General features: G+C 57.1%; 8 protein-coding genes and 2 tRNA genes. 4 read left to right on the plus strand and 6 right to left on the minus strand.

Annotated elements, in window-relative coordinates; genetic code table 11:
* Positions 1-143: 143 nt before the first annotated feature.
* Positions 144-2,150, plus strand: coding sequence for a FecR domain-containing protein (locus tag AC0V61_RS13255; protein WP_486158285.1), 2,007 nt, complete (start codon positions 144-146; stop codon positions 2,148-2,150).
* A gap of 64 nt (positions 2,151-2,214) precedes the next feature.
* On the plus strand, positions 2,215-4,521 hold the full coding sequence (locus AC0V61_RS13260; protein WP_486158287.1) for an EAL domain-containing protein: 2,307 nt from the start codon (positions 2,215-2,217) through the stop codon (positions 4,519-4,521).
* A 42-nt stretch (positions 4,522-4,563) separates the two neighbouring features.
* On the opposite strand, the gene AC0V61_RS13265 is transcribed toward AC0V61_RS13260, so the two are convergent.
* The 4 genes from AC0V61_RS13265 to AC0V61_RS13280 form a co-directional block, all read right to left on the minus strand.
* Positions 4,564-4,640 (minus strand) — tRNA-Pro (locus tag AC0V61_RS13265).
* 80 nt (positions 4,641-4,720) lie between these two features.
* Positions 4,721-4,796: transfer RNA gene (locus AC0V61_RS13270), tRNA-Ile, on the minus strand.
* 162 nt (positions 4,797-4,958) lie between these two features.
* Positions 4,959-6,035 (minus strand): polysaccharide deacetylase family protein, encoded by a 1,077-nt coding sequence (locus tag AC0V61_RS13275; protein ID WP_486158289.1) that lies wholly within the window; start codon positions 6,033-6,035, stop codon positions 4,959-4,961.
* Between the two features lie 60 nt (positions 6,036-6,095).
* Positions 6,096-8,351, minus strand: coding sequence for a histidine kinase dimerization/phospho-acceptor domain-containing protein (locus AC0V61_RS13280; RefSeq protein WP_486158291.1), 2,256 nt, complete (start codon positions 8,349-8,351; stop codon positions 6,096-6,098).
* A 306-nt stretch (positions 8,352-8,657) separates the two neighbouring features.
* On the opposite strand from AC0V61_RS13280, the gene AC0V61_RS13285 reads away from it, so the two are divergent.
* Positions 8,658-9,119, plus strand: coding sequence for an Lrp/AsnC family transcriptional regulator (locus AC0V61_RS13285; protein ID WP_486158292.1), 462 nt, complete (start codon positions 8,658-8,660; stop codon positions 9,117-9,119).
* 27 nt (positions 9,120-9,146) lie between these two features.
* A complete protein-coding gene (locus AC0V61_RS13290) occupies positions 9,147-9,596 on the plus strand; it encodes a GFA family protein (RefSeq protein WP_486158294.1) in 450 nt (149 codons plus the stop codon).
* Here AC0V61_RS13290 and AC0V61_RS13295 read toward each other — a convergent pair.
* Positions 9,593-10,912, minus strand: coding sequence for an NAD(P)/FAD-dependent oxidoreductase (locus AC0V61_RS13295; RefSeq protein WP_486159553.1), 1,320 nt, complete (start codon positions 10,910-10,912; stop codon positions 9,593-9,595). The two genes, AC0V61_RS13290 and AC0V61_RS13295, sit on opposite strands and share 4 nt — an antisense overlap.
* 270 nt (positions 10,913-11,182) lie before the next feature.
* Complete coding sequence (gene accC, locus AC0V61_RS13300; RefSeq protein WP_486158295.1) at positions 11,183-12,532, minus strand: acetyl-CoA carboxylase biotin carboxylase subunit; 1,350 nt, start codon at positions 12,530-12,532, stop codon at positions 11,183-11,185.
* Positions 12,533-12,535: the final 3 nt, after the last annotated feature.

Consider the following 12,535-nt stretch of genomic DNA (forward strand, 5'->3'; position numbering starts at 1 on the left):
ATTCAACGAATCCCTTAAAGCCACGCTGCACGATTAAGCCGCAAGACCCTAAGAAATGGTCAAAATCGTAATTTGTTAAGTCTCTAAGGTTACGAGAATTTGAGGGGCGCCGTTCTAGTGAGCGGCTAACTTAGGAGCTCGAAATGTCTAACCTCACGCGCGGTGCAGGCGCGATACTGCCGCTATCTCTCTTGCTTTCCAGCACGAGCGTCTTTGCCCAAACCGGGCCATGGACGTTAAGCGAAGTGCGCGGAAACGTTCTGATCCGCAGCGATGCCGGAGAGCGCAAGGCACAGCGCGGAACGCGGGTGGGGCCGGGGCAGCAGGTCGTGACACGTGGGAATGGCAATGCCGTTCTTGTTCGCGGCAATGAGTTTGTGACCGTGCGTCCCAACACGCAAATCACGATCGCGCCTGAAAAGCGCGAGCGCGGCGTTGTCCAAATGATCCAGGACTTTGGCAGCGCCATCTTCAATATCGGCAAACAGCCTGATCCGCACTTCGGAGTAGATACTCCGTATCTCGCCGCTGTGGTGAAGGGCACAACCTTTTCTATCACGGTCAACGAGAGCGGCGCTGCGATGCAGGTGACCGAGGGTGCAGTCGAAGCCTCGACGCTTGACGGAGGCGCTGTTGATCTGATCCTTCCTGGTGAAGTGGCGATGATTGCATCGGATGATCGCTTCCGCCTTAGCATCGAAGGCGATGTGTCGCGCCAGATTGATTCGCCAGAGCGCGGCGTGGCAACGCGCGTGCCTGCACAAGCGCCTGCTGCCTCTTCGGCTCCCGCGCGTTCAAATCCAGTTGCAGCGCCCGCTGCGACCCTGATTTCAACGCCAGCCGATCTGCCCGCTAACGCGGCTCCGGCGGTACGTCCAGTTGTTATCCGCACAGCCGTCGTGAGCGAGGCGTCGAACCTTGGTGAGCTGACCAATGGACTTGTCACGGGAAGCGTTGATGCAGGCGGCGATGAGGATAGCAATAACCGCACAGGTGGCAGCGCGGCATCATCAAACTACGAAAATTCAAGCGAGGACAGCTCGGGAGGGGATGCCTCGAGCACCGAGGGCGAGAGCGCTGATGGCGATGGTGTTGATGACACGGCCGATGACACAGCGATGGAGGAAGACCTGCGCTCTGCCGAAAATGAGCGGGAAATGGATAACGGCACCGGCGATGCTGTAGCCAGTGACGATGCTCCGGCCGATGATGACGCTCCGATGGATGATGGGGCAAGCGCTGGTGGTGGTGCCGAGGATGGCATGGTTGATGACGACGACGCGGCTGATCCAATGGAAGATCCGGTGGCCGGACCCGCGGATGACCTAATGGCCGAACCGGTGGCCGAGCCAGCCGACGATCCAGTCGACGAGCCAGCGGCTGATCCAGTCGATGAGCCAGCGGCTGATCCGATGGATGATCCAATGGGCGGCGTTAGCGAAGATGAGGCAAGCGGCCAGAACGATGACGGCGATGGCGAAGATGCCTCTGACAGCGATGATGACATGGGGATGGAGGTCGCTGATCCCGAAGATGACGACGATGATCGTGGCAACGGCAACGGCAATGGCAATGGCAACGGCAACGGCAACAACGGTAATGGCAACGGCAACGGTGGAGGACTGGGCCTGGGAGTGAACGTTGGTATCGGAGACGATGACGACGTCGACGATGATGATGATGACGACGACGACGACGATAATCGCGGCAACGGCAACGGCAACGGCAACGGCAACAACGGTAATGGTAACGGCAACGGCGGAGGGCTGGGCTTAGGAGTTAACGTTGGTATCGGAGATGACGACGACGATGACGATGACGACGACGATTACGACGATGACGATGATGACGACGATGACGAAGATGACAACGATGACGACGGTGACGACAACGACGACGACGACGATCAGCGCAGTAGCCTAGCGGGCTCCGACATGGCTGCAAATGACGACAATCCCATCAATGACGACATGGCAATGGCTGAAGATAACAGCGCCATGGATGATGAGATGGACGATGAGATGGACGACGACATGGACGATGCCATGGAAGAAGAGGGCGAAGAACGCGACCGCCGAGGGCCCTTGCGCCGTCTCTTTGACTATCTTCGCGACCGCTATGAGGACTACCGTGAGGACAACGGTGGCTGATCGCGATTGCCCCCACCCGGCAACGCAAATCCGTGGGGCCGGGTGAGCCACAGCAAAGAAACATATGGAACATTCGATCTCAAAAAGCGCCAAAAGCTGGGCGGCAATCGCGATAGCACTGATCGTGGCAATCGCGCTTGCCCAGACCGGCGGCTTGCGCTTGATCGAGGATGAGCAACGCGCTGGCGTGGCCCGGCTTATGAGCAAACCGGCATCCGGTAATTTGCACATGATCGAAGTCGATGCGAAAAGCCTAAAATCTTCAGGGACATGGCCATGGCCGCGCGACCATTATGCAAGGCTTATCAACGAGCTTGACGAGGCCGGTGCGCGTTCTGTTGTCTTTGATATCGACTTCTCCTCACACGCCTCACCCCAAGGCGACAAAGCGTTCGCAGAAGCGGTCGCACAGGCGCAAACCTCGGTCGTTCTGCCAACATTTGCGCAATTCGCATCAGAAACGGACACGCAGCGGATCGAGGCGCTTCCCATTCCCGCCTTGCGTGAAAACACAAGCCTTGCCTCGGTCTCAGTGATCCCTGATGCAGATGCTCGGGTGCGCCGGATGGTCTATGGCACCACCACGCAAAACACGCCGCGCCCCTCTTTGTCAGCGCAAATCGCAGGGGTGTCAGGCGCGGTCAACGATGACTTCGCCATCGATTTTAGCATCGATCCAACATCCATCCCCCGGCACAGCTTTGTCGACATAGAGACAGGCGCCTTTGATAAAACGGGCCTTGCGGGCAAAGATGTGATTGTCGGTGCGACCGCCATTGAACTTGGCGACCGATATGGTGTGCCAACATATGGGGTGATCCCCGGCGTCACCATTCAGGCGCTGGCTGCTGAAACCCTCCTTGCTGGCGGGTTGGCTGAATTTGGCCCATTGCCTTTGCTAATCTTGGCAGCGCTTCTCTCCTCACTTGTTGTGCGCGCCACCAGCTATCGCCAAGTCGCCGTGCGCACCCTCGCAGCCATCCTATGCATCATTGCCGTTGAGGCCTTTGTATACCACGCGGCGCAAACCGTGCTCGAAGCCGTGCCAGCCGCCATAATGGTGCTCGTTGTTGGGCTCGTCCAAACAGCTTGGATCGTGCATCGCACGCTGCGCGCAGAGGCATTGGTCGACAGCCAAACTGGTATGCCCAATGCGCTTGCCTTTGCGCAGTCCGAGGTGGACGGGGCAGAATTCACCATCACGGCCTTCATCAAAGAGTTCGATTCTATTCGCGCCGTGCTTGGGCAAGAACTTATGAGCAAATTCTTTGATAGGCTCGTCGAGCGCATGCAATCGATCCACCCCATCGCGCGGGCCTATCGCGTAGATACCAGGATGATCTCCTGGGTTCACTCAGGCGATTATAAGGCGCTTATCGATGCTTGCGAAAGAATTTCCGAGGCGATGGAAAAGCCGCTCGATGTGGGCGGCAGACGGGTCGATATCCATATCGCATTTGGCATTGCATCGGGCGTCGATTTGGGGGCTGCGAACAGAGCCTCGAGCCAGGCTGTGACCGATGGTGAGTTGTGGCATGCACATGAGGATGCAGAGGCCGCGATAATCGAACAGCGAGTGTCGCTTATGGGCGAATTGGACGAGGCGATTGATGCTGAGCAGCTCAAAGTCGTCTATCAACCCAAATTGCGGCTGGCGACAAACCGGATTGAAAGCGTCGAAGCCCTCTTGCGCTGGGAGCACCCGGTGCGCGGCTTTATGCGTCCAGATTTGTTTATCCCTCTTGCCGAAGAGACCAATCGGATCGACCGGATGACGCTGTTTGTGCTGCGGCGCACTATCCGCGACATGCTTGATTGGAGCGCACGTGGTGCAGCGGTCTCAGCCGCCGTCAACATTTCTGCCAATCTCATCACTTCAGAACGCTTCGTATCGGCGGCTGCGCAAATGGTGAAAGACATGAGCGTGCCAAAGGAGCGTCTTATCTTTGAAGTCACCGAATCGGCCGCAATGAGCGATCCCGAAATTGCCGCGGCCAATTTGGAGCGTTTTCGGGCACTGGGCGTGCTTATCTCAATGGATGACTATGGCACCGGTCAATCGACGCTCAGCTATCTTCAGCAGCTTCCCTTGTCTGAGCTCAAGGTCGACCGCGCTTTTGTCCAGAACGCGCACAAAAACCGCAGCGATGGCTTGATGGTTCGCTCGACTATCGATCTTGCCCATTCGCTTGGGCTTCGTGTGGTGTGTGAGGGGATTGAGGAAGAGGAATGCCTCGAATTCCTGCGTGAAAACGGCTGTGACTACGCCCAAGGCTATTTGATCGCCAAACCCATGCCATTGGAGGCGTTGGCGCCGCTTTTCGCCAAAGACGACGAACACGCAGAGCATGGCGGAGCCCGGGCCGCCTAACACCCCACAGGGCCGCTCACTCTTTTAGAAAACTTGATGAAATGGTCGGGGAGAGAGGATTCGAACCTCCGACCCCCTGTACCCAAAACAGGTGCGCTACCTGGCTGCGCCACTCCCCGACATTTCATCTTCGCTTCGCAGTCAGACTGCCAAGCTTTCCTTCGTTCGCTCTCAGCCCGCATTTGCATTATCGCAAATGTGGTGGGCCCGGCAGGATTCGAACCCGCGACCTAGCCGTTATGAGCGGCCAGCTCTAACCACTGAGCTACAGGCCCCTAGGTGGGTTCTTTCGGCCAATCCCGAGGCGAACTGGCGGTGCCACTACAGCCTCTTTCCCAAAACCACAAGCCAGTGTTTTGCGGTAATGTGAAAAGCTTGGGACAAGCGTGCCAAAATGGGCCCCAAGTTCCCGTCTCGCGTGGCCTGTTTTGAACCGTTTATTTCTTAGCAGCAGCAATCACATCGTCCACACTTGCAGAATGAACCTGCGCATGTGTCAGCCGCGCATAGACTTGCGCAAACCAATCGTAAAGCGCCTCAACATCGCTCTCGTTTTGGGTGTAGGGCGTGAAACCGGGCCTAAGCGAAGGGCTGTGGAAGGAAAGCACCGTCAATGGCAGTTTTGCCTCAAGAGCAAGCTCAAGCCCGCCAAGCGCCTCGTTTGCCGTTACTCCCTCGGGCGTCAGTGCGATTCGTTCAAGCAAGCCAAGCCGCGCAAATGCACCAAGCAGTTTTGGAAACTGGCGCTCCGTTCTTTGAAGGGTTGCGCCCATTTGCCGCATTGCACCGCGGTGGACCACCGTCATCGGGGCTTCTAACAAGCTGCGCTCTTCATCCACCCAATAAGGTCTTACGGGGTGTTTTGAGAAATCAGGACCGCTGTGCACACTGTAGTCGAACAGCGGCCGCACCGAGGTGTCGATCTTTATTCCGCCTTGTTTAAGGATATCGGCGCTGTGCGGGCCCAAACCATATCGGCCTGCGCGGTAAATCAGAGGCGCTTTGCCAAATGCAACCTCTATTTGGTCGCGCAATGCTGTGAATTTCGCCCGCTCCAAATCGCGCGGCAGGTTGCCGGCAAAAGAATTGTATGTGCCAAGGCTTTCTTCAAAGGGAGGATTGACCCACGGGTGAAGCTGCGCGCCAATGTCGGCTTTGCCGCGCCGTAATGCATCGCCGATAATCTCAACCGCGCGAGGGTCATTGGCGATGGGCCAATCGACAAGGTAAACAGGGTGCGCGCCAATTTCTTCACAAAAGGATTGGAAGCGGGGCAGGGCGGCGACATGGCTTAGCCCGTGTCCATCGCGTGTGAAGGGGCCGTTCCAGTCGAACTCTTCTTCGGTGTCGACCGTGAGCAGCACCTTTTGGCCGAATTCAGGTGCGAACTTTGCTTGTGAACATGGCTTTGGTGCCTCAACCATGGACAAAGGGAACACGTCTTCTTGCAGCACTTTCTCGTGCCCGCTCAAAGCAGCGCTCTCGCCTGCTGGTTGGATCCTTGCCCACTTCATCGAAGCGTACCTAGCACGATAGTGTTTAGCGAGGCCTTACTATCCAAAATCGTAGGTCGCTCAGCTTTCGCTTGCCGCATTGTCCGATACTGATGTGCCTTTAGCAATGGCGGCGCGCGGCAGGGTGAGGGTGATGCTTTCCTTTCTGCGCGCAAGGTCGCCCCCGCATGCCCGCGCTTCGGCACGCGCAAGGCGAAGGGCAAACCCTGCACCAAAGATGCCCGGATTGATCGCAGTGCTCAGCGGGCGAGCATCAACCGCAAACAGGTCCTCTTCACCAAGCAATTGCATCGGGAGATCGCATTTAAGGTGCACAAATTCGTCTTTGCATGTGAGGCGGATCGCAAGCGTTTCCCCCGCAGCACACCCCCCACCAAGGCTTGCGAGCAAGCGCCACATCAAGCTTTCAGCGCTTTCCTCGTCGATTGCTGCGATATGCGAAATGTCTGTGTCCGCTAACAGTTCAAGCCCAGCCATGCGCGCATCCAGCACATGCGCCAATTGGCGCACAAACCGCTGTGAGAGTGCAGCGATGTCCGTTTGGCCGCTGTCAATTTCAGTGGCCCCTGTTTCCAGTCTCGCCAGCCGGTCGAGCTCTTCAAAGCCTGACAAAATTCGCGCTGCATCCGAGGCGATAGAGGCCGCAAGCGCGCGATATTCGTGCGGGGCAGAACCGAACAATTGTTGTTGAATGACTTCGGCATAGCCCTGAACGGCTGTCACAGGTGTCCGCAGTTCGTGGAGCAATTGCCTGATACGATCGGCTTCCTGCTGAGCGGGTGAAGGGACTTGAGGGGCAGCCTCTATTGGCCGCCTCATGCGCCCGACATAGCCGGAAAAACCGCCAATCTGACTGAACCGGGGCTGTGCATCGACGACCCAATCGCCAGATATCGCCGGGGCACCGTTCATCGTGAAGGGGGCCGATTTCATTGGCTGGCGCTTTGCAAATGCATCGGCCACGGGGCCTTGGCCCAAATCGCTGCGCATCCGCGATGGCCCAACGAGCCTTGTGCCCACAACCATCGGGGCGATCTCATCTTCTGCCCACTCAATGCGTCCCCCCGCATCAGCGGCAAAGCCAAATCCGCGAACGATGCGCACGCGCGATGTGTCTTCCTCGCCCAAAGGCAGGCGCGGCATAAGCCGGTCGCCATCGGTTGCAGTCTCGTGTGCAACACTATCGGGTTTCTTGGATTGTTCTTTGTTGCGCTGATAGGTGGAAATGCGCTCAACCAATGCGGAGATTTCGCTTCGTTCAGCCGCCCTATCATCGAGCGGATCGTCAATCTCGGGAAGCAGCCGGGCTAAGTCTGCTGGTTCATCCGAAGAGGCAGCTTCATCCAGCGCCCCGTCGGCTTCATCCAGCGCCCCGTCAGCTTCATCCAGCGCCTCCTCAAGCGGTTCGCGAGGCTCCTCGTCTTCAGGGGCCTCAGATATCCCGGGGGCCTCAGAATTCTCCGGGCCATCTTCATCAGATGACGGCTCACAAATGCCGAGCGGTTCTTCGGCGATTTGCCTGAGTTCGTCGATCGTGAAGGGTTCCGGCGTAAAGTCCTGGGGCTCAACAGCGGCATCTTGCGCGGTGTCGTCTTCTTGCCCTTTTGGGAAAAAGATCGGGCGCAGCCTCGCGGGTGGCTCCTTACGTGTCGGCTCCTCGCTCCTGTCCCCAAAGCGCTTGTTCTCGATCCGCTTGTCCCCATCGCTTTGGTCCTCGGGTAAAGGACCCACCGGGGCAATCACCAGCGGATCGTCTGGGAGGTCCTCTGGCGGGATGTTGGCGCCGGGAAGTTCGTCGGTGAGGGTCAAGTCCAAAGGCTCATCAGGGAGCGTGCCGCCCTCGCTTTGCTCAGCTGTTTGGGGCTGGGGCAGCCCCCGGTCGTATACACCAAGCTGATCAAGCGTCGCCTCAACATCGTCAGGCAAATCTCGGCGAAGCCTCAAAAATCCGCGCGCGCGCACTGGCAGACGCGGGATCAGTGCGATCCAATCGTCGCTTTGTAGATCCGCTCGCGAAAGTGCAGCGGAGGCCACATCAGGTTCGAAATCAGCAAGGTGGGCAACAAGCTCTGGATTGCGCAGACGCCAGCCCGGCTCAGCAATAAGACGCGCTCTGTCCTTGGGAGCAATTGTCTCAGCAAGCTTGTTCATCCGCATCCAGGCCGCAGCGACTAGGCTTGGGTCACGCGCGGCCTTGCGCGCACCGCTCTCTTGCGAACCTAGCAGATCAAGCAATTGGCGGTACTGCGTGCGCCGCATTGCATCGCTCTCTGCGCGTTGGCGCAGAACAGTTGCAAGGCGATCATCAAAGAACATTCGGGCTCCAAACCAATGGTGCATCGCTAAAGCTGCAGTGCGCACTTTATTGCACGCTATTGATAGCACCGCAGGGCTATAGCGACACAATGGCTTTAAGGTGCGTTGCAAAGCGGGACAATTGCTGGCACACATAATAATATTAGTTTCATAACCGATTTATCGGGCACATTCTTGCAGGGTTTTGTTTCGCTGTTAGCATAGATGCCTGAAACGAGGGGCGGAGCTGATCCGGCAAATCGCCGCGCAGGCAATCTAAGGTGGCATTGGTGCAAACGTCCGCCTTTCGAGGAGAGAACAGGGATCATGGCGAACTTGGACGAGATTGATCGTCGCTTGTTGAGTGAGCTTCAAGCTGAAGGGCGCGTCACCAATGTAGAGCTGGCACAGCGAGTGGGGCTTACCGCACCGCCGTGTTTGCGCCGGGTGCGCGGGCTTGAAGAAGACGGTGTTATCCGCGGATATCATGCGGATTTGGACCCGTCCAAACTGGGCTTTGCAATCACCGTATTTGCGATGGTGAGCCTCAAAAGCCAGGCGGAAGCCGACTTGCGCGAGTTTGAAGAGCACATGGCACATTTGGCCGAAGTGCGTGAGTGCCACATGCTCAATGGTGAAATCGACTTTATTCTGAAGATCGTGAGCCAGGATTTACAGAGTTTTCAAGAGTTTCTTACGAGCAAACTGACCCCTGCACCCAATGTGGCGAGTGTCAAAACCTCACTCACAATCCGCACGGCAAAGCATGAACCTGGAGTGCCGCTTTAAAATTCCAACTGGGCCGGGGAGGGCAATATGAGTGATCTGAGCAAGTGCATCGCTGAGCCGATGAAAGGGTCGTGCCTTTGCGGCAGTGTTTCGATAACTCTCAAACAAGCTCACCGCGAAGTTGACGTGTGTCATTGCACCATGTGTCAGACGTGGAACGGGTCAATGTATGCAGGGATTGAGGCGGACGATTTTACGATCGATGGTGATGAACACATCACCCGCTATCCTTCCAGTGATTGGGCTGAGCGCGCTTTTTGCGCCAAATGCGGGAGCCATCTTTGGTATAAGTTTGTGCCGACGGGAAATCGCACATTCCTGGCGGGCATGTTCGATTTGCCTAAAGAACTGCCGATAAAGCAGCAGATATTTATCGATGAGAAACCGGATTGGTATGATCTGGCTCAGGACAGTCCTAAGAAAACTGGCGCTGAGATTATCGCCGAGGCAGAGGCTGCAGGTTTTACGTTTGATTAGTGCAGCTTAAGCTTAGGCCGCACGATCCGGTTCACCCTACCGATTACCATAAGGCCAAGTCCCTTCACCCAGCCGTGAATGCCAATCAGGTGCATGCGATAGAGCGAGGTGTAGATAAACCGTGCAATCTGCCCCTCAACAGCCATCGCGCCGCCGACCAGATTGCCCATCAAATTGCCCACAGTCGTGAAGCGGCTGAGCGATATCAGCGAGCCATTGTCTTTGTAGACGAATGTTTGAAGCTTGCGCCCTCGTTCGCGTAGGCGGATGTTGTGATAAACCGTGTCTGCCATTTGGTGCGCGGCCTGCGCGCGCGGAGGGATCTGCGGCGCGCCTTCCTCGGGGGTGAATGCGCAGCAATCACCAAGGGCGAAAATGTCCTGATCGGTCACGGTTTGAAGCGTGGGTTTGACCACGATCTGATTGCGCGGTGTCACTTCAAGGCCCAGCGTGCTGAGGAAATCAGCGCCTTTCACGCCAGCTGCCCAAACCATAAGGTCAGCCTCGATCTCTTCGCCCTCTTTGGTGACAAGCGCGCTGTCGGTCGCTTTAACGACCTGTACCCCTTCGCGCACCTCGACGCCAAGTGCCTCAAGCTCCCCTCGTGCCGAATTGGACAATCGCTCCGGTAGTGCAGGTAGAATACGTGGCCCTGCTTCGAGCAAAGTCACATTGAGGCGGCTTTCATCGAAAACCTCAAGACCATAGTGTTTAAGGCCGGCGGCCGCATTGTAGAGCTCTGCTGCAAGCTCCACACCTGTCGCGCCGCCGCCGACGATGGCGACTTTGACGCGTTCATCGGCGCCGGGGTCGGTGAGCATAGCGCGGCTTACGCGAAGGCAGTGGTTCAAGAGTTTGGTCCGGAACCGATCAGCTTGCACGCGGCTATCGAGGTAAAGGCAGTGTTCTTTGACCCCCGGCACGCCAAAATCGTTGGAGACCGAGCCTAGAGCAAGCACAAGCATATCATAGCGGATTGTGTGCGAGCCAATGATCTCTTTGCCATTGTCATCAAGGACAGGGGCCAAGCGGATCGTTCGCTCGCGCCGGTCGATGCTCTCAAGGCTGCCTTGGAAGAAACGATAGCCCCATCGCGCGCAGTGGCTGCGATAGCCGACCTCATCGAGATTTGCATCAAGAGAGCCTGCTGCAACTTCATGCAAGAGCGGTTTCCAGATGTGCGAAAGGTTCTGATCGACAAGGATAATGTCGTGATTGCGCCGGCCAAACTTGGCACCAAGCTTGCGAACAAGCTCAAGGCCACCGGCGCCCCCGCCAACGACCACAATTTGCGTTTTGCGCGCTCCGCGACGGATACGCGGATAGGGCGGGGAGGCGGTCTTTGAGGCGATGTTCACTGGAGGCTGCTCAGTTCGATCTTCAGCGGCGATATCCTGATGTTCCATGGTGCGTCGTCCGTTATCATCCCCGATCCCGCGAGGGTTAGCCCGAATTTTCGGGGTCGATGATGCAACGCACAAAATCCAATTTTGTGCCCAAAGGCGCATTCATCGCCTCCGCCATAGAAAAAGGCCCGGCAGCATCGCTACCGGGCCAATATCTCATCTGGGACAGATTGAGGGCCCTTAGCCCTCGCGGCTCTCCAGCCATTCTTCGAGCCATTTGATCGAATAATCGCCGTGGAGCACATCTGTTTGATGCAGCAATTCCTGATGCAGCGCGATGTTCGTTTTAACACCTTCGACCACCATCTCTTCAAGCGCGCGGCGCAGGCGCATGATGCAGCCTTCGCGGTCGCGGCCATAGACGATGAGCTTGGCGATCATGGAATCGTAATAGGGCGGGATGGAGTACCCTGCATAGAGCCCTGAATCGACGCGCACATGCATACCGCCGGCCGGGTGGTAATAGTTCACTTTGCCGGGGCTGGGTGTGAAGGTGAACGGGTCTTCGGCATTGATCCGGCACTCAATGGCGTGGCCGCGGAACTCGAGGTCTTCCTGCGCCACTGAGAGCGGTTTGCCAGCCGCAATGCGGATCTGTTCGCGTACAAGGTCAACGCCCGTGATCGCTTCGGTCACGGGGTGTTCAACCTGAAGCCTTGTGTTCATTTCGATGAAGTAGAACTCACCATTTTCCCACAGGAATTCAATCGTGCCAGCCCCGCGATAGGCCATATCACGCATGGCTTTGGAGCAGACTTCACCCATGCGCATACGCTCCTCGTCATTGATGACGGGGGAGGGGGCCTCTTCGAGAACTTTTTGGTGCCGGCGTTGGAGCGAGCAATCACGCTCACCCAGATGGATGGCATTGCCATTGCCATCACCAAAGACTTGGAATTCGATGTGACGCGGATTGCCAAGGTATTTCTCGATATAGACGGTTGCATCGCCAAACGCCGCCTTGGCCTCTGATCCCGCCTGCTTCATCAGCGTTTCGAGTTGATCCTCGCTCTCGCACACTTTCATGCCGCGACCACCGCCGCCAGAGGCCGCCTTGATGATTACCGGATAGCCAACTTCAGCAGCGACACGTTTGCCCTCTTCAGGATCGTCGATCGCGCCATCTGAACCCGGCACAAGCGGAAGCCCCAAGTCACCAGCGGTTTTCTTCGCCTGAACCTTATCGCCCATGGTGCGGATATGCTCAGGCTTTGGCCCGATCCATGCGATGTCGTGGGCCTCAACAATCTCAGCGAATTTGGCGTTCTCAGAAAGAAAGCCATAACCGGGGTGGATTGCATCACATCCAGCGACTTCGGCCGCCGAGATGATCGCTGCATGGTTGAGATAGCTGTCAGCGGCCGCTGGTGGCCCGATGCACACCGCGTGGTCGGCAAGCCGCACATGCATTGCGTCGGCATCAGCGGTGGAGTGCACCGCGACCGTCTCAATTCCCATTTCATGGGCTGCGCGGTGAATACGCAGTGCAATTTCGCCGCGATTGGCGATCAGAATGCGCTTAATGCTCATAAT

This window comes from Erythrobacter sp. JB1-4 (assembly GCF_057365025.1).

Coding starts and splice junctions, on each gene's coding strand:
- AC0V61_RS13255 (WP_486158285.1), top strand. CDS start 144: ATGTCTAACCTCACGCGCGGTGCAGGCGCGATACTGCCGCTATCTCTC.
- AC0V61_RS13260 (WP_486158287.1), top strand. CDS start 2,215: ATGGAACATTCGATCTCAAAAAGCGCCAAAAGCTGGGCGGCAATCGCG.
- AC0V61_RS13275 (WP_486158289.1), bottom strand. CDS start 6,035: ATGAAGTGGGCAAGGATCCAACCAGCAGGCGAGAGCGCTGCTTTGAGC.
- AC0V61_RS13280 (WP_486158291.1), bottom strand. CDS start 8,351: ATGTTCTTTGATGATCGCCTTGCAACTGTTCTGCGCCAACGCGCAGAG.
- AC0V61_RS13285 (WP_486158292.1), top strand. CDS start 8,658: ATGGCGAACTTGGACGAGATTGATCGTCGCTTGTTGAGTGAGCTTCAA.
- AC0V61_RS13290 (WP_486158294.1), top strand. CDS start 9,147: ATGAGTGATCTGAGCAAGTGCATCGCTGAGCCGATGAAAGGGTCGTGC.
- accC (WP_486158295.1), bottom strand. CDS start 12,532: ATGAGCATTAAGCGCATTCTGATCGCCAATCGCGGCGAAATTGCACTG.